We start from the raw sequence: 20,196 nt of genomic DNA, 5'->3' as shown, positions 1-20,196 counted from the left end.
GATGGCGCCGCACCCATGCGAAAGCGTATCATGGGATAACCAGGCGACAAACGCGCGGAAGGAGCATCGTGGAATTCGGAAGCAGGAACGCGAACGTCAACTTCTCGACCAACGGGGACAACTTCTTCAACCTTCCCTTCACGGGCATAGCTTCGTTCATGAAAACCGAGATCTGCCCCTCGCTCGATGCGCTCGAGCCAGGATACGATGTGGCGATCCTCGGGTTCCCCTTTGATGTGGGCGCATCGGCGAGAAGCGGCGCGCGTTTCGGGCCGCGCGGCGTCCGCGATGCATCGACCGTGTACTGCGATGGCCTGTACGGCCTGTACGATCCGGTCAGAAACGTCGAGTACCTCGATCAAGGCGAGCGCATCATCGACTGCGGGGACGTGGACGTTTCCCCGTGCGGTTTCGAGCAGTCGTTCGAAAACTGCGAGGCCGCGGTGCGGTGCATCATCGATTCCGGTGCGGTGCCGGTGGTCATCGGAGGCGACCATTCGACCACGATCCCCGTCGTCAGGGCGCTTGACCGCTACGATGACGTGTGCATAGTCCAGTTCGATGCGCACCTCGATTGGACCGACTCGTACGGAGAGTTCACCTGTTCGCACAGTTCTCCCATGCGGCGATCGTCGGAGCTTGCGCATGTCGGCAGGATGATGCAGATAGGCCTGCGAGGCCTCGGCAGCAGCGGTCCGGCCGATTTCGCCGAAGCGCGCGCATGGGGCAGCACGATCGTCTCCGCTCCCGAGCTCAGGCGAGAGGGGATGGAGGCGATCATCGCGAGGATTCCCGATGCCGAGCACTACTACATCACCGTCGACATCGACGGGCTCGATCCGTCCCTGTGCCCCGGCACAGGCTCGCCGCAGCCGGGAGGCCTTCTGTACGAGGAGGTGAACGATCTCGTATACGCCGTCGTGAAGAAGGGCGACGTCGTCGGCTTCGACGTGTCCGAGGTGGCGCCGCCTTACGACCATGCCGACCAGACGTCGCTCTATGCCGCCCAGATCATCCTCGACTTCATCTGCTTCTACACGAAAAAGCGCTCGCAAGGGTACTTGGAGTAACGCTCGGAGCGGCGAGCCCAAACCCGGATGATGCCTCAGAAAGGGGAGCGCATGGGCCTTGCCGAACCGACCGAGCACATCTTCTCCCTACCGCATGAGATTGTGGTGCACGTGCGCGCTACCCTAGGCGCTTCGGCACCTCAAAGGGCACGGTGATGACCGTTATCTGCTCGTCGAGCGGCACGTCCTCGCCCGTAAGATAGCACTCGTAGGCAAGACCGGGAAACGCAATCCCGCGCTCTGCCAACCAGGACGCGATATCCTGATATACCCGCATCATGCCCGCATTGTAGTCTCCCGTATACACGACCCGTGCGGCCTCGAATGATGCCCGTTCGTATTGAGCGAAACGGGCGTCGGCGGCGATCGCAGCGCGGATGGGAAATCCGATCTCGACGCGCATGTCGTTCTCGTCGAGCTTGATGGATTCGTCCATACCGTAGAACGCGACGAACGGCGCATCGGCGATTTCGGCATGCTGGGATTCGAGATAGCCTCCTATCTCCATGAAGCCGGGGCCTATCAGGGCGGGCAGCTGGTCGACCCGCACGTGTTCGTGCGTTATCGATACGATCGCCTGGGCGGGTACCGTCGTCTTTTCGATGTCAGTCATTGCGATGCTCCTTCGGTTTGATTGGCGGCAGAAGATCGAATTGCGTATCCTCCGGTTCGGTGTTCTCGAGCAAAGAATGTTGCATGCATCCCCGCAATCGCTTGCCGCGACCGACACCGATCATAAAGTACGACACGGTGTCGCAGTCAAGCGCTCTGCCGAAAGAATGCGTTCGCTTTACGCCGATTCATCCAAAAAGGTCGGCAGATCCTCTTCGATCATCCGTATGCAGTTGCTGCTGATCTCGAGGATCGCTACAACCTGCTCTGGGTGCTGCGGCAGCACTTCAAGGTAGTCGACCTCGCCGATCGACTGATCGGGCTCGAACGCGAGGTAGTCGTCCAATACGAGTTCGGGGGTGACGGCGGGGGCGTCGGCGTCCTTCGCGCCTCCGCGCGCATCGAGGCGGATCCATGCGTCCTTTACCGACGAATAGTAAGCGGTCAAACCGTGTAAAAAGAAATGCGGATCGTCTCCCTCGTCCTCGTACAGCCGCTGGTAGCAGAAACCGCTCGGGATATCGATGCTTCGGAGCAGGGCTACGAGCAGCAAGCTTTTCGTGTAGCAGGTTCCGTGCTCGAGATCCAACACGTCATCGGCGGTTTTGGCCACGATGCTCTCGCCGATGTCGACTGTGTGGGCAATGCAATCGCGAACGTAATCGAAGCAGGCGGCAACCTTCTCGGGTTCGCTTGCAAGGCCTGAGCACAGACGTTCGGCCTTCTCTGAAACGACTTTCGATTCGCTTCCCACGTAGTGGGTGTTTTCCAGATATTCGTCGATATCGGCAGTCAAACGCAATGGTTTCATGCGGCACTCCAAAGTCAGGTAAGAGATTCTTCTAATGCATGATATAGCATTAGAAAGGGAAGAGGTGTAATTCTTTTGGCCATTCCAGCTTTTCACTATGAATTCGACGACCGATGCGGCGTCGAAGCAACTTCGCGTGCTCGGCTACGCCGATCATGGTTCGAAGCATCCTTTTCACCAAGCTTTTTCACAAAGAGCCTCCTTAATGGGGCTGAGGTTCGGCTGAGTGGGTTCTATATGTCAGAGAGTGCAGCGAAAAACGTCACATGGGTGCACAAAATTGCGGCTGTGCGCACCGAAACAGCAAGAATCGTCTTTTGAAAGCAGCCAGCCCGCCGCGCCTGCCGCAATCGTTAAGCCTTTGCCCGGGTGGATGTCCCTAGGAGCCAACTTCAATGCTCTCAGAAAAAAAGCAAGCGCGCGCAACCGCAATAAAATGTACCCAGGAGTCGATTTTTCAAACTGAAACATAATACCTAAATGGGTTCGCTGCAGGTAAACTTGGAAATCCGCCGAGCTCTACGGACGCTCGTCCAGCAACGATGTAAGCGCGCCTTGGGAAAGCAAGGTGATCTTCTTTGTTGCGCGCGATACGGTCGTGTAGAGGCGGCGGCGAGAGAGCTCGTCATGGGGGAAGACGGCTTCGCTCGCATCGGGCACGATCACGTGGTCGAATTCCAGTCCTTTGGCGAGCTCGAGAGGAATGACCACCACGCCTTTGTCGGGCAGCGTCGCGTTCTTCTTTACAAGAGCGGGTGCGTTGTCCCCGATCAGAGATTGCACGTGTTTCGCATTGCTCTTCCAAGGAACGATGATGGCAGTAAGGCCGTCTTCCCCTTCCGCGGCTTCAACCGCTTGGCGCAACGCCGATACCCACATATCCCTATCGGAGCCTTCGATGACGACCGGCTTTTCGCCGGCACGCTGTATAGACGAGATGCGCATGCGTTCGCTGTCTTTAAGGAGGCTCGCGAACAGGGCGGTTATTTCGGGGGACGAACGGTAGCTCGTCATGAGCTTGCATTCGCTTACGGTCTCGTGCAGTGATTCGAATACGCTTCGCGCCTCGCCGAAAGTCGCTGTGTTCGGCTTGATGGCCTGGTTCTCGTCACCGAGCAGCATGAAGTGCGCGCGCCTGAAGTAGCGGCCGAGCACAGCGAGCTGCGCTGCCGAGTAGTCCTGCACCTCATCGATCATCACGTACTTTGCGGAGGGGTTTCCCAGACCAGTGAGCGCAATTTTCACATAGAGCCACGTAACGGGTTCGAGGTGCGTCGCGTCGAGCAGCCGCATGCCGATGCGATCGATTCGCAGCCAGTCGTCGTTTTCCACGGCCTCGAAAGCGTCGGCGAATCGGTTGTTCAGGTAGCGGAGCGCAAAGGATCGGATCTCCTCGTCATCCTGAGGATCGATCGTTTCGTGGAATATCTCAAGCTGTTCGTTCAAGTCGAGCGCAAGCAGCTCGTCATGCACCGCATCGGTTCCCGCCATCTGCGCGATACGGCTTTCCAGACGTTCGGCGAGCGCTTCGCGCATAAGCGAAACGAGGTGCGGGCCGGCGGGAAGATGCTTGTACTTCGCCGCAACCTGCGCAATCTGCCCCACGGGAATGAGCCGCGTGTCCTTGCAGCGGATCTCTTTGAAGTCGTTCTGCTCGAAAGCGAACGTTCCAACGAGGCCGTCGATACGCTCGAACGTGCTCAGGGGGACATCGGTTTCGCCATGGCTTCGGTCGGGCGGCATCAGCCGTTCGAGGAAATCGTCCCACGTGAACGTTTCGGGATTGCTTTCTCCCAAGTCGGGAAGCACGTTGTCGATATAGTGGCGAAACACCGGATTGGGAGTGATGAGAAAGACTTCGCTCGGGTCGAGCTCGCCGCGCCGTTGGTAGAACAAATACGCGATGCGCTGCAAAAGCACCGAGGTTTTCCCGCTGCCGGCAATGCCGCTCACCAGCAAAACGGGTACATCGTCGTGGCGGATCACCTCGTTCTGCTCTTTTTGGATGGTTGCGGTTATCGCCTGCATATGGGCGGTGCGCTCCTTGGAGAGCGAAGCGAGCAAAAGCGAATCCTGAATGGCGACGTTCGTGTCGAAATACGCGTTGAGCACACTGCCCGCAATATCGAACTGGCGGCGCAGTTTGAGATCGACGTCGATGGTCCGCCCGTTCGCACGGTACGTTGTGGGACCCATGTCCTGGTTGTAATACACTTCGGCAACCGGCGATCTCCAATCGACGACAAGCCGCCGATACGCGTCATCGGACACGCCCGCATTACCGATATAGAGTTCCTTTGCCTCTTCGCCGGCTTTGAACTGCAGGACCACCTTTGCGAAATAAGGCTGCTTGAGCAGCACCTCGATGCGGGCAAGTTTCTCGGCATTCAGGTCGTGCGCGACGTTGTAGCCGTCGACCACGCGGTTCACCGTGGCGAAATCCGCATAGGTTTCCATCGCATCGGCATAGCTCGCGAAGTTGGGGGAGAGCTCTTCGGCCATCGAGCGCTTGTCTTCAGCCGCAGATTCGTCCAACGCTCTGATTTTCGCCGTGAGAGACCGACCCATGGCTTCCAGCGTTTCGTACGTATCGCTCAAGTGCTTCTGCTCTTGAGCGAAGACGGGGTCGACCGAGCGGTCGGTCTGTGCGATTGCTTGAGCATCGCCCTCGGCAAAGCCAACGGTGTTTCGGGTCGAAGCGTTTCTCGTTTCATGGTGGCCGGACACGCGATTCTCCTCGGTACGGTATTTTGGGCATCCGCATACGATGCGTTTTTTGCATACGATGCGTTTCTGATAGGTTGCCATCTTAGCGCAAGTCGCCCACCGAAGCGCAGATGCAGCAAAAAGTTCGGACAATCGTGAACCGTCCAGCACCGAAGTGCTACTAAGATACAACAACGGGAAACGTGCAACGAGAAAGACGGCAAGAACCGAATGGCCGGATACGACGAAGACGAACAACGGGCGCGCTCAGCGCTCAGCGCGATCGCGCGCGGCGACGAGGAGGCTCTCGAGGAGCTGTACTGCGCCTATGCGCCGGCCGTATTCACGTTCATCGCCGCACGGATGTCGGACCGCGAGGCCGCAGAGGAAGTGGCGGCGGATGTCTGGCTCGCATGTTGGCGATCGGCGCGGGCCTTTCGCGGCGAGAGTCGCGTACTCACCTGGCTGCTCGGCATAGCGAAGCGGCAGGTGTACACGAACACGCGCCGCAAGCGTGCGGGCGCTATTCCCCTCGACGAACATGCGGATGCCATTGCCGACAGCGCCGAGGGACCGGAGAGCCTCGCACTTGCAGGCGTCGGAGTCGAGGCGATCCTTTCGGCCCTCGACGCCCTGCCCGACGATCTTGCGGAAACGCTGCGCCTCGCCTGGCTGCACGAGCTTTCCTATGCGGACATCGCCGCCGTAACCGACGTACCCGTGGGCACCGTCAAGTCGCGCGTGTCCCGTGCGCGCCGGATGATGCAAGAATCCTTAAGGGGAATGTTATGAGCAAAGTGCCGAGAAGAGAATCCGACTCCGCCTTCCGCCGAACCGATTCCGATCGACGGGGGGTAAAACCGCCCGACAGCCAAGCGAACGCGCTTCGCGATGCCCTGAGATGTCAGGAAGCCGAGTTCGCTGCGGGCGCGCCCGCGTTCGCAAGCGTAGCCGCGCGCATACGGAAGGAGCCCTCGAGGATCGACGCCGCGCCATGGACGGCCGCCAAGAGCCTGCGCGTTGCGGGCGAACTCGCCCTTTCGCAGCTGCGCATCGTACCGCAGACCGTGCTTCCGGCAGCTCTCATCGTGGCCGCGGCAGCCGTGATCGGGGCGAGCATGGCGCGATACGCGGATTCGCTGTTCGACGCCACCTGGCTGCTTTCGATGATCCTGCTTGTGGGCGCTGCGCTTACCGCGACGCTCGCACTCGCCTCGGAGCGCCCCGATTCCATCGCACTTGCAACGCCGGTAGGGCCGCAGACCGTAACGCTCGTTCGCCTGGCTGCGGTGCTCTGCATCGACGCTGCCTCGGGAATCGCCGCATGCGCCGCCGCCTCGCTGGCGGGCGTGCCGATCGATCTCGGGGCGCTCGCTTCGGCATGGCTCGTGCCCCTTGCCGCCGTTTCGGGGGCGTCGGCGTTTATCGCCGTATGGACGGGTTCTTCCTGGGCGGGTTCGATCGTCGGTGCGGCATCGATATCCGTTGTCGCACCTGTCGCCCATGCAGCTGCAGATTCGGGGATCGGACTGCTTATCGCCGACCTGCAGGGAGCACTCGGCCCCGTCGGCATCGTCGTTTTCGGGATCGCGCTGCTCGCCGCTACCGTATGCTCTGCAAGAAGGGCGGCCGTCGCGAGGATGCAGGCGGCCTAGGGCCGACAGGGAAACCGGCATCGCGCAGCGCCGACTGAGCGGATAATTTCGAGCGTTTACGCGAACCGCTTTGGCATTTGGCGCTACTAACGAATACAGGATCCGATCGGGATCGTCGACATGAAGGAGTTCGCATGGACATTGCACGCATAGGACATTCGCGGCTGCAGCCGCGTCGTGCGCGATCGCTTGCCGCCGCGCAGGTGCACCGCAGCAAAGCGGTTATGCTCGCCGTACCGCTCGGCACGAGCGCGCTCGTGAGCATCGCAGGTGTGGTTTTGGCACACTTCGCAGGAAGGGAGGCGGCAAGTTTGGCGATGATGCTTATCGTGCAGCTCTACCCCATCTCGGTGGGGGCGTGCGCCGTTGTCGCGCTTGGCGACGACCCGCTTGCGGAGCTTCAGGAATCGACGTTCGTCGGCTTCCGCGCGGTGCAGCTTGCGCGTCTTGCCGTCATGCTGGCGGGCGGCGTGATCGGGGCGTGCCTGCTGTTCGCGGTGCTCCATGCGTTCGGCGTATTCCCCAACGACATCGGCTGGTTGAGCGCACTCTCGCCGATCGGGGGTGCCGTCATCGTCGTGTTGGTCGCCTATACCGCCGTGTCTCTTGCCGGATCGGTGCGTTCCGCCACCATGACGGTCATCGCGGTCATGATCTTCCTCACGCTCTTTTGGGATCTTCAGGTACCGAACCCCATCGACCAGAGGCAAGGGCCGCTGCTGGTCGCCTGCGCGGCGGCGGCCATCGCGTGGTTCGCATCCGGTCGCTCTGAGCGACTGCTGGAAAGGGCAGGGGGTAATGCGCAATGAGCTTTCTTCGCCTCGCAAGGGTTCATACGCGTATGGCCCGACGCCAATCGGCGCTCTGGGCGGTATCGATCCTGCTCACGTTGATCGCTGTGGGCATTGCGCTCATCGCGATGCCCGATTTGGCCAAGCCGACGGGTTCCCAGGTCGACTTGGCGTTTCTCGGACAGACGCTCGGATTGGTGCCGGCAATCGCCTATGCAGCGGCTTTCACCGACCTCGCCTCTGCGCCTGCTCGCCTCGGCATCATGGAAATAGAGGATTCTACGCCGGTTTCGCCCGTTAAGCTCTTGGCGGCTCGGGTGACGGGGATGCTTTGGGTCATGATCTGGCCTTCCGCTGTGGCCCTTGTCGTTTGCGGTTTCATGCAATCTCCAAACGGCTTCCTGTCGGTTCTGACCGCACTCGCGGTATTCGCGGCCACCGTTGCGCCGCTGGCTTTCCTCGCCGCAGCGCTCTCGGCGTTTATCGGATCGCTTCTGCCCCAGGCGCTGGCGCGCATAACCGCGGCCGCCGCTTGGTGCGTGGTGGTATGCTTCACCACCTTCGCGCCCATGCCCGTCGGCGCGAGCCGATCGAAGATGGGTGTCGTAACCGACGCCATTTGCCAAGGCTTCTTCGGTTGTCAGCCCGTTATCGACCTTGATGCGATGGGGGGAAGCGCCGCCTATACGGCTTTCGATGCGTCGCTCTTACTGGTTCTGAGGATCGCATTGACGCTGGCGCTCGTTGCGGTCGCAGCGCTTATTTCTCGAAAAAGAAACTTCCAACGCAAGTAAGCAACCGTAACCGCCCTAACGAAAGGACAGCCATGTTCATATCCGTAAGCCATCTCGGCAAGGATTTTGCAAAAAAACCGCGTGCGCTCGACGATCTTACGATCGATCTCCCCTCGGGGATGATCGGACTCGTCGGACCGAACGGAGCCGGAAAAACCACGCTCATGCGCATCCTCTGCGGCATCGTACGACCGAGTCGGGGAAACGTGCTTGTCGATGGCTGCGATATAGCCGAAGCGCGCAACCGAAGGGCGCTCAAAAAATCCCTCGGCTATCTGCCGCAGGATATCGAACCCTATCCCAGCCTGACCCCGCTCGAGTTCCTCGACTACGTGGGCGTGCTTAAGGGCATGGATGATAAGCGCGAGAGAAAACGGCAGGCCGACGAGCTCATAGAGCGTGTGGGGCTCGCCGATGTGCGGACGCGCCGCATCGGCGGGTTCTCGGGCGGCATGCGCAGACGCGTGGGCATCGCGCAAGCGCTGATGGGGGATCCGCAACTGCTTGTGGTAGACGAACCGACAGCAGGACTCGATCCCGAAGAGCGCATGCGTTTCCGCACGCTTCTGGCAACACTGGGAAGGGATCGCACGGTAATCCTATCGACCCACATCCTCGACGACGTCGCGCAAACCTGCCCCTATGTATGCGTGCTACGCAAAGGGCGCCTCCGCTTTGACGGGGCAACGGGAAACCTCGTTGACGAAGCGCACGGGCGCACCTGGCTGACCGGGCCGCGCATGGTTCCGCCCGAGGGAGCCATTGTGGTGAATGCGGTGGGGGATGCGTACGGAACGCGCTACCGCGTGATAGCCGACAGGTGCCCCGAAGGCGCCGAACCGGTGGCTCCGACGCTCGAGGACGGCTATATGGCGTTAGCCGCGGGAAGCGCGGATGGGTAGTCGCCCTCGCCTCAAGGTTAGAGTAACTCTAAGCATTAGAATACAGGAGTCGAAGACGGGCAATAGATCGGAAGCGCCATCGAACGACGCCCCGAAGCGCGGACAAAAAAAGGGGGGAGGTACGGTTAGGGGACGGTACGGTTTTGGTTTGCATGCCTCGAACGAGCTTTGCCCACCGAAGCTATGCGATCGGGGTCCCCTTGTTTTCCTTGCCCTCTTCTCTAAGCTGCCGGTGGGCTTCGAGGACTCCGTTTTTAACGGCCTTTTTAATGATCAGGTAAAAAACGAAGATGACCAAAGCGTAGATAGCGACAACCATAACCATTTCCGGTATTCCCATCCCAAGCATTTTCATACCCGCCTCCCATCTTTTCTCGATAGGGAGATGATAGCATGCGAGGCGGTACAGCGGGCGATCGCGTTCGCAAGCGCATTTTACCGCATGAGACGCGCATGCACCCAAAAACAGACATCCCCCGCACGAGTCGTAACGAAACATGCGGGGGATGCAAGGCGAGCTAACCGAAGCGCGACGTCTGAAGGGGCGCTACGAGAAGATCGCTACTTTCAGCTTGTCGATCTTATCGCCAAGCTCCTCGAGCGTACCGTAGTATATGCAGCCAGCCTGGCAATGCTGGACGCAGGAGGGCAGCTTGCCGTCCATCTGGCGCTGCGCGCAGTGGTCGCAACGCTCGGTGGGAACGGGGACGAACTCGTACTGCCAATGGCGATCGGTTATCTGGTCGGGACCGATCTGGGTCAACTTGATGCCGAAATGCTCGGGATCAAGCCCGTGTTCCTGTTGGCACGCTATTTCGCACGTATGGCAACCGGTGCAGTAATCGTAATCGATGGCGAGATATTTTCGCATAATGTTACTCCTCGATCTTGCTGATGGCGCACAGCTGGGACTTATACGAAGCGCCGAGACCCGATTTGCCCGGGCGCATGGGAATGAGCTTGTTGATGTTCGACTCCATGACGCCGAACAGGGTGCCGTCGCCGGGATCGCGCTCGGGGAACCACCATGCATGGTCCGCTGCTACGGTGTCCTCGCGCAGGCGCACGCTGAGCTCGGCCTTCTGCTTGCATTCGCCGAACTGGTTTTCGATCTTGACCCAGTCGCCGTTCTCGATGCCGTACTTCGCGGCGGTAGCAGGATGGATGAGAACCGTGGGATCGGGATGCAGGCGGCGCATCGAGGGGCTCTGACGATGCTCGGAGTGGAAGAAGCCCCAATGGCGCGCGCCGGTGGTCAGAACCAGGGGATACTTTTCCGCAAGCTCGGGAGCGGACACAGGGCTCTCCGGAGGCTCTTCGTAGGTGGGGAAGGGCGGGAACCCGAAGTACACCATCTCGCGGCTGTAGAAGTTGTAGCGGCCCGTCGACGTGTTGAACCCGGGCTGCCCGTCGGGGCGCAGAAGACCCTTCTTGTGCTTCTCGTACTCGAACTCGGGGAACGCCCACGAGCGTTCCTGCAGCGTCTTGTACGTGAAACCCGATTTCCGGAGGCAGAAGTCGTAGAACTCTTCTTCGGTCTGCCACTGCTCCATGCCTTCGCCGCGACCGAACTTCTTGCCGATCTCGTACATGATGACCTGGTCAGGCTTCACTTCGCCCAAAGGCTCGATGGCTTGGTTGATGGAGCCCAGAAGATAGGGCTGGTGGCCGTAGATGCCCATGCGCTCGGCAAAGGTTGCAGCAGGCAGCAGAACGTCTGCGCAGGCGAGCGCCGTCGGGGTGAGGAACAGGTCGACCACGACGTTGAAATCCATGTTCTCCTGCAGCGCTTTGATGATGCGCTGCGGTGCGGCGCCCATGCAGGCGAGCGCGTTGTTCTGCATCATCCACATAGCTTTGATGGGATAGGGCTCGCCCGTCTCCATCGCCACGAGCAGATCGTCGGGGCTGATGGCCTGCATCGCCTTGTTGGCGGGCCACTCGCCGCAGATCTTCTTATCCTGGTTGGGCAGATCGGCGGTGCACAGCTCCCAATCGTCTCCGCCCGACCACGGTACGTTGACGTCGAAGGCGAAGGGAGCATCCACCATGCCGCCCGGGTTCTCGAAGTTGCCGGTGAGAGCCATGAGGTCGTAGGCGGCCATGCCGGTCACGAAGCCCTCGGACGTATGGTCCATGGCGACGCCCCACTGCAAGCAGCAGTTCTCGGCCTTGCCGATCTTGACGGCGGCTTCTTTGATGAGGTCGGCGTCGACGCCGCAGATCTCGGCGGCCCATTCGGGCGTGTAGGGCTTAAGGTGCTCGGCGAACTCGTCGTAGCCGTAGCACCAGCAGTCGCAGAATTCCTGATCCTGCAAGTTGTTCTCGATGATGTGGTTGCACAGGGCCATCGCTATCGCGGTATCGGTGCCGGGGCGAAGCTGAAGGAACACATCGGACTTGCCGGCGAGCCACGTGAGCTTCGGATCGATGGTGATGAGCTTCGATCCGCGCTTCATGGACTCAACCACCCAGTGGCCGAGCGTGCCGTCGGAGTTGGCAACGACGGGGTTGTTGCCCCAGATGAGGATGTACTCGGGCGCTTTCCACCGCGGATCGTCGTAGCGGAGGGGGGAGTACTGAGAATAGTCGGCGATGAACAGGCCGCCCGATTTCAGCGCGGTGCTGAAACGACGCGGCGCGTAGCAGGCGATGCCCGAAAGGAAGCCCGTTCCGTAATTCGGCGTGCCGAGGTAGCGGGCCATCAGCGGACCGTATCCGTTGATGTCGCGGCCGGTTCCCTGGGTGACCCAGATGGATTCGGCTCCGTACGTGTCGATGACCTTGCCCATTTCCTCCAGGATGATCTCGGTCGCCTCATCCCAAGTAATGCGCTTGAACGCATCTTTGCCGCGGTCTTCGCGAGCGCGTTTCATGGGGTAGAGCAAACGGTCGGGGTGGTAGAGCATCTCCTTGTAGGCAAGGCATCTCGGGCAAAGGCGTCCCTGGTTGTAGGGGTTTTCGGGATCGCCCTCGATCTTCTCGAGCTTGCCATCCTTCACGTAGAGCAAGACTCCGCAGTTGTCATGGCATCCGGGACCCGAGCGGGCACTGCTTCGAATAACCTCGTATTCGCCCTCTCGCCATTTCCATTTGCGACCTTCCGGATTGTCGGCCGTTTTCGGTTCAGACATATCTCCTCCTCTTGCATTAGGCGGCGCATATCGCTAAGAGAATTATACGAGCGTCCAGAACAAGGCTTTTATAGGGATATACGATAGGGCATCGCGAAAAGAGATCACCAAACCGCATGCTCCGGTTGACGCTATAGCGCCATCGACGATACAGGTGCACGTAAGCGGCCGGTAAGGCAGGTGCCATGCTTATCCTGCAATCGGCTGTCGGCATCGCTTCCGCTCATGCGAGCGCCGCGAAGCTGAGGGCGGGCGAGGCGGATTGAGCCTGCGCGAAGCGGGCCCCGGTTTCGGAATGCGCCGAGCCGGGCTGCGGCCGAACGGCTCCGAATCGCCGACGGGCGTACTTGAGCATGCGGGAGGCTACGACCACATGCCGCATACGGCTCGGCATAGAAGGAAAACCATGAGCGCCCATATCAGAGCGACGGGAATCGAACAGTACCATTTCCGAGGTTTCCCGTTCTCCCATAGCGTTTCCGCTTCCTTCCGGCATCGCGCGAGCACGGGCGCCGGGATGAGCTTGACGGTTGCGGCAACCATGGCGGGAAGAAGGATCACGTCGTCCAAGTACCCTAGGAAGGGGATGAAATCCGGAATCAAATCGATAGGCGAGAGCGCATAGCCTACCGTGAGGGCGGCAAGCGCTTTTGCGGCAAAGGGTGTATCGCTGCTCTTCAATGCAAGAAAGATCGCCGGCACGTCTTTCTTCAGCTCGTTCGCTTTGTCTTTGATGGTCATGGTGCTTTGTCGTTACGCCTTTCCCAACATGAGCCGGAACCACTGCCTCGCATTCCGTCGCCGATGCCGGATCACGGCTTAGCGTCTTCGAGGAGGATCTCGAACAGTCCGTCCATGCGCCCGCCGATTGCTGCGTCGATCCGGTAGGCGAATCCTGTCGGAAACTCCAGATCCCTTCCGTCGAGCTGATGGAATGAAGCGATGTCGTCTCTGCTGACGTACTGTTGGCCGATGGCGTCGTCGCCGCAGATGTGCAGCTTCGTGCCGAGGTCTTCGAAGGCGAGGTCGGATCGGCTCTCTATCGGGCTGAGCTGGTATCTGAGATGCACCTCGGGACCCACCATGGCGTCGACGATGCTCTTCCATTCGTCGAAGTAGGCGTATCCGCCGATGGACACCGTTGCACCGTCGATGTCCGAGCTGGCGAGCGACGGCTTGGCGGCGAGGGGGTTGGACTTCATCATGGCGATCGCAGCTTTGGAATAGCCCGTCCGAACGAACGCGATGCCGGCTTCTTCGGCCTTCCTTTTAGCCGAAGGCAGCGCCGTGAAATCGGGGCAAGTGCCGATTTCGATGAAACCACGTTCGAGGGCGTCGAGCGTGCTGACGTTATAGCTCGTGTCGACGAACGATACGCGCGGATCGCGCAGACCCGCTAGTCTCCTCGCAAGAGCGGAGGAAACCGGCAGGCTCTCCATCCTGATGGGCGGCATCTCGCGCGAGGCGGCCTTCCCGCTTTCGACAGCTTCCTCGTAGGTGTTGATGATGATCTGAGCGTATTCGAGAAACGACGACCCCGCAGACGTGAGCGTAAACCCTGTGGCGGTACGTTCGAGGAGCTCGAACCCCAGCTCCTTCTCCATGGCCCCGATATGGGTGCTCAAACTGGGTTGGGAGAGGAACAGCTCCTTTGCGGCACGGCTGAAGCTGCCGCACTTGACCAGTACCGCGAACTCCCTCAGCGTCTCTATCTTCACGATCATCCCTTCTGAGTCAAGCAGATTGCCCGGTTTTCGTGCGGAAGCGTTCGATCCGATGGCCCCATTGGTATATGCGATGGCCCCATTGGATTCTGGCGCGACGCCTCCTTCGATCGCTATTACCCCCATAGCGCCCAATCCCATTATAGTGCGAAAAACCAGCTGTCGCAGCTGGTTGTGAAAAGTCGTAGAAGGAGGGTTCATGAAGAACGCAACGAACAAGGTGAGCAGACGCGGTTTCCTTAAAGGGTCGGCCATCCTGGCTGCTGGCGCAGCCGGGGCCTCGCTTGGCCTTTCGGGGTGCTCTGCGGGCGCGAAGCCGTCGGAGGACGGTAAGCGGGATTCGGGCGCATGGGATAAGGAGTGCGACGTCCTGGTCGTCGGCACCGGAACGTCGGCTGTGGCGGCTGTGGCGGCTTCCCATTACGGCGCCGAATCGGTCGTCGTCCTCGAAAAGTCAAAGGAGATGTTCGGCGGGACCACGGGCACGTCGGGCCAAGGGGTTGGGATCCCCCTTACCGATGCGGCGAAGGAGGCGGGCATCGAAGACTCCGAAGAGGAGGTCCTAAAATACTACAAATCGGCGACGAACGGACGCTACGACGAAGCCGTGGCGAAATCGTACATAAAGAACGGAAACGAATACCTCAAGTGGACCAACGAGGTGTTCGGGTTCAAGTGGGACTTCACCTCGCCGGCGTTCCAGGATTACTTCGAGCCGTGCGAGGGTTTTCTGCCGTACGGCCGCGGAAGCCTTTCGGTGGTCGAGATCAACGGGCAGGAAAACTCATCGGGGATGTGGTCGGTGTTCCAGCAGGCTATCCAAGATGATGAGAAATCGGAGCTGCTTATGGGCACCGCCGCAACGGAACTCGTCGTCGAAGACGGCCGGGTCGTCGGCGTAGCGGCCACAGGATCGAAAGGGGAGGAGATTCGGATTCGCGCGAACAAAGGCGTCGTGCTCGGAACGGGCGGGTTCGACCACAACGATTCGATGCGCAAGGAGTTTCTTCCGTATCCGCTGTTCGTGACCAATGCTGCTCAGGGCAACACGGGCGATGCCCAGCGCATGGGCATGGCCATCGGCGCGGCGGTGGCGAACATGGACTGCAGCTGGGGCCTGCCGTGTTTCCTTCCCAGCGGGGAGGACTTCGAAGAGCTTCTTGCTTCAAACCGAATCGTGTACACGTTCACGGGCAACGACTGGGCAATGTACCGTGGCAAGCCGGGCGCGGTCGTGGTCAACCGAGCCGGCAAGCGCTTCGGCGACGAGGCGCAGGCCTACGGGGTGTACAACCTCGATTTCGGTCAGTTCTCGTCGAAAGACTCCAACTACCCGAACATCCCCGCCTATTTCATCTGCGACTCCTCGTATACGGCCATGTACGCCCTGCCCGGTCAGGAGGCCGCGGGAGACCCCATTCCCGACTTCTTCGTGCAAGCCGACACGATAGGGGAGCTTGCGGAAAAGCTCGGGATCGATGCGGAGGGACTCGCTGCCGAATTGGACGAGTTCAACGCGAACGCAGCCGAGGGCAAGGATCCCAAGTTCGGCCGTGGGGAGAAGTCGATCGACGTCAACTCGTCGGGTTTGTACGCGGGATCCCGCACGGACATCCCGAACCCGTGCCTTTCCCCCGTTGAGACCGGTCCGTTCTACGGTGCCGTATACGTGCCCGGCACTTGCGGCACCTGCGGCGGTCTGAAGATCGATGAGAACTCCCAGGTCGTCAACTTCGCGGGAGAGCCGATCGAGGGTCTGTACGCGGTGGGCAACTGCTCTTCGGGCGTCTCTGGCGGCAAGTACCTTCACGGCGGTATGACGGTCGGGTCGGGTTCGGTCATGAGCTGGGTCGCGGTTCGCCACATGCTCGGAGTTTCGTAGGAACGCACCCGCCTGCAAAAGCGGCGGACGGCCTGTGTCGTTCGCCGCTTTTGCTCCCGCGCCCGAATCGCTTTCTGGTTTCTGGCTACCTCAACGGAGATTGCATCTGACGGCATACTAAGCCATTTTAACCCTCTGGTCGCTGGCGGTAACGTTATTGGAGAAGGGGGAGGTCGATTACGAGATGCTTCTCTCCATGGTTGACGATTGCAAGGCGAGAAACATCCCTATTCCCAACTACTATCGTCCCTTGCTCTTCAAGAATATTTGTGTAACAGCTTTCTATGAGTTCTTTCGATTTTTTTCGATTGCTTCTGTTGGATTATTACTTGGTTTCAATGATTGTTGCAGCAAAGCGTAATGGATCCATCAATCACCAGTCGACTTGCCTTCGTTCGCGCCGGGAGAGAACGAAAGTGCCGATGACTTGGTCTAGACATCGGCACTTTCTCACACGTATGAATCGAATCAAACTTATAGCTTGTCCATGTTAAAATATTTTACTCATGGCATGTATAGCATTCAAATACGTTTTGATGATGGCAACATCGCGGCTTTCGGCGCGCTTGCACTCTCCAGCTACGGGGCCAATGTCGCCTGCCTGCTGAAGAGTCACCGCCTGAGCGCGGTTCCGACCTGCATCGGGTTCGCCTTGGCCGTCCTCGCGGCAATCGTCGTCAGAGTCCCGTTTTACTCCATGCATATGACGGTGGGAATGTAGCCGATGCGGGTTTGGTTCTCGAGGGCGATAGCGTCCTCGAGAATATATTATGCCGCCCCTTAATTGCAATCTAAAATGCGCTGTACGTGCATTTTAGATTGCATCCACGTCCGTTAATTGAAATCTGAACTGCCTCGAACATGCGGTTAGTCCTGCAATCTATGTCCGCAATATCAACAAAGAATTCATCAATCCAATCTCATATATAAAAGCGGATACGGATTGCCTTGCTCATCACACTCCGTTCTTTTGTATACTTCAAACCCCATATGTTCATAGAAACCGGCAGCAAGAGGATTTTGTTCATTAACCGCTAAATCATTAACCCCATATTTTTCGATACCGCATTTAAGCAGTTCTTTACCTAACCCTTGCCCTCTTTCTTCGTTTGAAATAAAGAGCATTTCAAGATGTTGCTCTACAATACCCATAAAGCCCACCGGAATTTGATTGTCGTTTTCTACAATAGTTAAATGAGGAATTTCTTTTAATGCTTCTGGTACATACTTCTTAATATTTTCTATTTCGCTCTCTGACAGAAAAAGATGTGTTGCCTTTACAGAACTTTCCCACACCTCTAATAACTGTTCTATCAACGATGAATTTCTATCAGTTACTTCAATAATTTTCATCTTATTAGTCCTCTATAAATTCTTCTTTTTAATAACTCTCAAAAACTTCTCACCAATAATACCAATAATACCAAAATACTCTCGCAGCTGGCCTTTTATTGTATCAGTTAGATCCTTGCAGCTTACATCTTGACTTAACACCGTCGCACCTGGTTCAAGCGGAGGATCGAGAGTATGCGGCTCCGCAAAGACACCGCAGTTATATTCGCAAATCCACTCAGACCCCAAGCTCTATTACCTGGAATCGATTAATGATTTTATGGACAGCTAGTGATAACATGTACAAGATCTAGGCGCTGGCTCTGTTTTTTTGCATTGGCAACGTCCCGCTTTGTCCGCAGTTCGCTTATAGCAGTCCAAGGGAACCGAAGCCCCGGTGCGATCGAAAACCCGCTGGCTGCTTCTATTCGAGTTCGTCGAATAGCTCGAGCAGCTCTTTTCTTTTATGGACGGCGAGTTTCGTGTAAAGCCGCTTGCAGTATGTGCGGACGGTGTTCTCGGATATGACAAGCGTTTCGGCCATGCGCGGAACGCTGCTGCCCCTCGCGATGAGCTCCATGACTTCGGCTTCCCTCATGGTGAGGAAATATCGTTTCGCTAGGATTGCGCACTGCTTCGAAATCCGGTCCTTGTAAGCTTGGTTTCCCGTCGGATCCTGTATCCACTTCATTGATCGTTGCCGAGCATTGCCTTCCGGGTTCTTATCGACGTTTCTCTTACGTGCGGGATCGAGTGCGATGAATTCGATGCTGCGCGTCTGCTCGGATTGAGGGTTGAACCTGCCCCGGACGAGGTACATGACGATCGCCAGCACCCATACCGATATAAGGGCGATGGTCGTGAGTCTGAGCGGTTCGGAGTCGAACACCGTCGAGGACAGGTAGCCGGCTATGAACCCCACCCCTTGGAGGATGTACACTATTCCGCCGAAGAACCCGTACACAAACGTCGGGCTGATTCCCGAATCGCGTGACGCTTGGGCGCATTGGATCATCATGATCATGGTCGCGAAGCTGAAGAACATGTACATGACTCCGGCGAAGATGCGCAGATACGATCCGCCGAGATAAGGCAGAAGCAAGAATACCGTGACTATCAAAGGGAAGAGGGTGCGGAAGGAGAGTACCGTGTCGAAGCGGAAGGAGTAATGCCGCCACAGCCAGACCAGGATAGCGGCAGATGCTAGCGCACCGAGCATCGACGTGTAGTTGACGAATGCGCCCATGGAGGGATCCTCAATCGCTATCGCGCGGGCTATTCCGCTCGCGAACCCGAAGCTCCCCACGCAAAGGGCGCTCTTCCATACCGTGTTGATCGAATGGCTGTAAATGCGTATGTGCTCTTTCGGCTCGTCGGCGAACATGGACTGCTCGAAGTCGATATTTTTAGACGCTTCGATGAGGCATACTTCCGCGAGCGGTATGAAGATGAGGGGTATGGTGAAGGCCGCCACGGCGTCGGGGATGGTGTGCAGCAGCACGTAAAGCGGCGCCGAGTAACCCATGCCGACAATGAGGTCGAGCGTGCCCTTCTCCGCGTTCTGCGAGGCGAACAGGCGCTGCCAGGACAGGAAGAACGCCGCCGAGCCGAACCCGAGAAGTATCCCGCCGACCACGACAAGGGGTATGGTGTGATCCTGCGCGTAAAGGGGCACTATAAGGCAGATCGAGCCGATTCCCATGAACGGGCCGCATGATACGGAGGTGCGGTGCCGGAGCAGTTCCGGCGAGAAGAAGGACAGACCCATGCCCGCGAAGAGCGTTATCCAGAACGAGGACGATTGCGCTAGGAAGAAGGTCATCATCACGTCGAACGTCTGGAATTCCGTGGGGAGCAGCGGAAACGCTCCGCCCCAAACGGAAGTCGCGTTTATCGCGAGGAACAATCCGAACCCGAAGGTGGCGGCGCTCGGCTTCAGGAAGCTCCCTTCCACGTACATCCCCCCGTTCTCCTTTTCCGTGTCGATGCCTATAGTGTACCAAGAGCGTTTTTCGCCAAGTCACACGATTCGTGGGACGAGCGATTTTCCCGATGTCACATGATTCGTGGTGCGAGGGCTTTTCTAAACCGTGGGATCTTGGGTCGGTCGTTGTAAGGGAAAAGCTCGAAAGGAGACTAAGGATGAGCAAAGACGAGAAGCGGGGTGTGTCTCGACGGTCTTTCGTGAAGGGGTCCGCGCTGACCGCTCTCGCTGCGATGGCCGGCTCCGGGGTCGCGTCCATGTACGGATGCAGCGCCCAATCCGGCGAGAAGACGGCAGAGCAGGCCGCTCCGGAGGAAAAGGTGATCTGGAACGCATGCCACGGTTGCGGGGTGTGCACCTGCCCGTTGCAATTCCACGTGCAAGACGGAACCATTACTTATGTAGAGACAGATACGACGGGCAGCAAGGAATTCGGGGGCGTCGAGGGTCGCGCTTGTTTACGCGGACGCTCGATTCGTCGACACATTAACCACCCCGACCGCCTGCTCCATCCCATGAAGCGTGTCGGAAAGCGAGGAGAGGGGAAATTCGAACGAATATCTTGGGACGAAGCCCTGGATCTTTTCTATGACAACCTAAAAAGGGTGATCGATACTTACGGCAACGATGCGGTGTTCAAGAATTGCGCTGGAGGCACCCATGCCGCCTTTGGGCTGGGCGGAGACTTCGCCCGCCTCATGAACCTTATCGGCGGCTATCTGAGCGGTTACGGAACCGATTCGGAGACGCAGGCGGAGTTTGCTGCGGGCTATATGCTGTGCGGAGGCTATAGCGGCGG

At 58.6% G+C, this 20,196-nt stretch carries 19 protein-coding genes; 9 read left to right on the top strand and 10 right to left on the bottom strand.

Translation table 11 applies throughout. From position 1 onward, the window contains the following. Window positions 1–68 precede the first annotated feature (68 nt). Window positions 69–1,070, top strand: coding sequence for an agmatinase (gene speB, locus C1722_RS04150; protein ID WP_219724274.1), 1,002 nt, complete (start codon window positions 69–71; stop codon window positions 1,068–1,070). Between the two features lie 118 nt (window positions 1,071–1,188). Here the strand turns inward: speB and C1722_RS04145 are convergent, their stop codons facing one another. The 3 genes from C1722_RS04145 to C1722_RS04135 form a co-directional block, all read right to left on the bottom strand. After that, window positions 1,189–1,683 (bottom strand): GyrI-like domain-containing protein, encoded by a 495-nt coding sequence (locus tag C1722_RS04145; RefSeq protein WP_102378128.1) that lies wholly within the window; start codon window positions 1,681–1,683, stop codon window positions 1,189–1,191. Window positions 1,684–1,860: 177 nt separating this feature from the next. Next, window positions 1,861–2,493 carry a transglutaminase-like domain-containing protein gene (locus C1722_RS04140; protein ID WP_102378127.1) on the bottom strand — a complete coding sequence of 211 codons (633 nt, stop codon included), beginning with the start codon at window positions 2,491–2,493 and terminating at the stop codon, window positions 1,861–1,863. A 519-nt stretch (window positions 2,494–3,012) separates the two neighbouring features. Continuing rightward, window positions 3,013–5,220: a HelD family protein gene (locus tag C1722_RS04135; RefSeq protein ID WP_342352749.1), complete on the bottom strand. Its 2,208-nt coding sequence runs from the start codon at window positions 5,218–5,220 to the stop codon at window positions 3,013–3,015. 210 nt (window positions 5,221–5,430) lie between these two features. Between C1722_RS04135 and C1722_RS04130 the strand changes: the two genes are divergently transcribed. The 5 genes from C1722_RS04130 (at window position 5,431) to C1722_RS04110 (ending at window position 9,341) form a co-directional block, all read left to right on the top strand. Next, window positions 5,431–5,991, top strand: a complete 561-nt coding sequence (locus tag C1722_RS04130) for an RNA polymerase sigma factor (protein WP_102378125.1) — start codon at window positions 5,431–5,433, stop codon at window positions 5,989–5,991. Then, the gene (locus tag C1722_RS04125; protein WP_244902438.1) at window positions 5,988–6,854 is read left to right on the top strand and encodes a hypothetical protein; all 867 of its coding nucleotides are present in this window, start codon (window positions 5,988–5,990) and stop codon (window positions 6,852–6,854) included. The genes C1722_RS04130 and C1722_RS04125 overlap by 4 nt, the downstream gene beginning before the upstream one ends. A 134-nt stretch (window positions 6,855–6,988) precedes the next feature. Beyond that, the gene (locus C1722_RS04120; protein WP_102378124.1) at window positions 6,989–7,663 is read left to right on the top strand and encodes a hypothetical protein; all 675 of its coding nucleotides are present in this window, start codon (window positions 6,989–6,991) and stop codon (window positions 7,661–7,663) included. 32 nt (window positions 7,664–7,695) lie between these two features. Next, a complete protein-coding gene (locus C1722_RS04115; RefSeq protein ID WP_146040600.1) occupies window positions 7,696–8,439 on the top strand; it encodes a hypothetical protein in 744 nt (247 codons plus the stop codon). Between the two features lie 32 nt (window positions 8,440–8,471). Next, window positions 8,472–9,341, top strand: a complete 870-nt coding sequence (locus tag C1722_RS04110) for an ABC transporter ATP-binding protein (protein ID WP_102378122.1) — start codon at window positions 8,472–8,474, stop codon at window positions 9,339–9,341. Window positions 9,342–9,522: 181 nt separating this feature from the next. On the opposite strand, the gene C1722_RS16855 is transcribed toward C1722_RS04110, so the two are convergent. The 5 genes from C1722_RS16855 to C1722_RS04090 form a co-directional block, all read right to left on the bottom strand. After that, window positions 9,523–9,696 carry a DUF6019 family protein gene (locus tag C1722_RS16855; RefSeq protein ID WP_180995035.1) on the bottom strand — a complete coding sequence of 58 codons (174 nt, stop codon included), beginning with the start codon at window positions 9,694–9,696 and terminating at the stop codon, window positions 9,523–9,525. A gap of 192 nt (window positions 9,697–9,888) precedes the next feature. Next, a complete protein-coding gene (locus C1722_RS04105) occupies window positions 9,889–10,212 on the bottom strand; it encodes a 4Fe-4S binding protein (RefSeq protein ID WP_102378121.1) in 324 nt (107 codons plus the stop codon). Between the two features lie 4 nt (window positions 10,213–10,216). Continuing rightward, complete coding sequence (locus tag C1722_RS04100) at window positions 10,217–12,475, bottom strand: molybdopterin-containing oxidoreductase family protein (protein WP_102378120.1); 2,259 nt, start codon at window positions 12,473–12,475, stop codon at window positions 10,217–10,219. Between the two features lie 363 nt (window positions 12,476–12,838). Then, entirely contained in the window at window positions 12,839–13,216 is a 378-nt protein-coding gene (locus tag C1722_RS04095; protein ID WP_102378119.1) for a YkvA family protein, read from the bottom strand. Between the two features lie 71 nt (window positions 13,217–13,287). Continuing rightward, complete coding sequence (locus C1722_RS04090) at window positions 13,288–14,193, bottom strand: LysR family transcriptional regulator (RefSeq protein ID WP_180995034.1); 906 nt, start codon at window positions 14,191–14,193, stop codon at window positions 13,288–13,290. A gap of 205 nt (window positions 14,194–14,398) precedes the next feature. Here C1722_RS04090 and C1722_RS04085 point away from each other — a divergent pair, with 205 nt between their 5' ends. Further along, complete coding sequence (locus tag C1722_RS04085) at window positions 14,399–16,081, top strand: FAD-binding protein (protein WP_102378118.1); 1,683 nt, start codon at window positions 14,399–14,401, stop codon at window positions 16,079–16,081. A 487-nt stretch (window positions 16,082–16,568) separates the two neighbouring features. Then, entirely contained in the window at window positions 16,569–16,802 is a 234-nt protein-coding gene (locus C1722_RS04080) for a hypothetical protein (RefSeq protein WP_102378117.1), read from the top strand. A 188-nt stretch (window positions 16,803–16,990) separates the two neighbouring features. Here C1722_RS04080 and C1722_RS04075 read toward each other — a convergent pair whose 3' ends face one another. Then, complete coding sequence (locus C1722_RS04075) at window positions 16,991–17,434, bottom strand: GNAT family N-acetyltransferase (RefSeq protein ID WP_102378116.1); 444 nt, start codon at window positions 17,432–17,434, stop codon at window positions 16,991–16,993. A gap of 403 nt (window positions 17,435–17,837) precedes the next feature. Then, entirely contained in the window at window positions 17,838–19,373 is a 1,536-nt protein-coding gene (locus tag C1722_RS04070) for a response regulator transcription factor (RefSeq protein ID WP_102378115.1), read from the bottom strand. A gap of 182 nt (window positions 19,374–19,555) precedes the next feature. Between C1722_RS04070 and C1722_RS04065 the strand changes: the two genes are divergently transcribed. Next, window positions 19,556–20,196 (top strand): molybdopterin-dependent oxidoreductase (locus tag C1722_RS04065; protein WP_146040674.1); only part of this gene is annotated, 641 nt, incomplete at its 3' end.

Source organism: Raoultibacter timonensis (assembly GCF_900240215.1).
GTDB lineage: Bacteria > Actinomycetota > Coriobacteriia > Coriobacteriales > Eggerthellaceae > Raoultibacter > Raoultibacter timonensis.
Note: the sequence above shows the minus strand (reverse complement) of the source record. Positions and strands in the feature narration are given on the sequence as shown.

Excerpts from the sequence above, each read along its gene's own strand:
- C1722_RS04085 (WP_102378118.1), top strand. The coding sequence starts at position 14,399 with ATGAAGAACGCAACGAACAAGGTGAGCAGACGCGGTTTCCTTAAAGGG.
- C1722_RS04125 (WP_244902438.1), top strand. The coding sequence starts at position 5,988 with ATGAGCAAAGTGCCGAGAAGAGAATCCGACTCCGCCTTCCGCCGAACC.
- C1722_RS04070 (WP_102378115.1), bottom strand. The coding sequence starts at position 19,373 with ATGTACGTGGAAGGGAGCTTCCTGAAGCCGAGCGCCGCCACCTTCGGG.
- C1722_RS04145 (WP_102378128.1), bottom strand. The coding sequence starts at position 1,683 with ATGACTGACATCGAAAAGACGACGGTACCCGCCCAGGCGATCGTATCG.
- C1722_RS16855 (WP_180995035.1), bottom strand. The coding sequence starts at position 9,696 with ATGAAAATGCTTGGGATGGGAATACCGGAAATGGTTATGGTTGTCGCT.
- C1722_RS04140 (WP_102378127.1), bottom strand. The coding sequence starts at position 2,493 with ATGAAACCATTGCGTTTGACTGCCGATATCGACGAATATCTGGAAAAC.
- C1722_RS04120 (WP_102378124.1), top strand. The coding sequence starts at position 6,989 with ATGGACATTGCACGCATAGGACATTCGCGGCTGCAGCCGCGTCGTGCG.
- C1722_RS04095 (WP_102378119.1), bottom strand. The coding sequence starts at position 13,216 with ATGACCATCAAAGACAAAGCGAACGAGCTGAAGAAAGACGTGCCGGCG.
- C1722_RS04080 (WP_102378117.1), top strand. The coding sequence starts at position 16,569 with ATGTTAAAATATTTTACTCATGGCATGTATAGCATTCAAATACGTTTT.
- C1722_RS04075 (WP_102378116.1), bottom strand. The coding sequence starts at position 17,434 with ATGAAAATTATTGAAGTAACTGATAGAAATTCATCGTTGATAGAACAG.
- C1722_RS04105 (WP_102378121.1), bottom strand. The coding sequence starts at position 10,212 with ATGCGAAAATATCTCGCCATCGATTACGATTACTGCACCGGTTGCCAT.
- C1722_RS04100 (WP_102378120.1), bottom strand. The coding sequence starts at position 12,475 with ATGTCTGAACCGAAAACGGCCGACAATCCGGAAGGTCGCAAATGGAAA.
- C1722_RS04115 (WP_146040600.1), top strand. The coding sequence starts at position 7,696 with ATGGCCCGACGCCAATCGGCGCTCTGGGCGGTATCGATCCTGCTCACG.
- C1722_RS04130 (WP_102378125.1), top strand. The coding sequence starts at position 5,431 with ATGGCCGGATACGACGAAGACGAACAACGGGCGCGCTCAGCGCTCAGC.
- C1722_RS04110 (WP_102378122.1), top strand. The coding sequence starts at position 8,472 with ATGTTCATATCCGTAAGCCATCTCGGCAAGGATTTTGCAAAAAAACCG.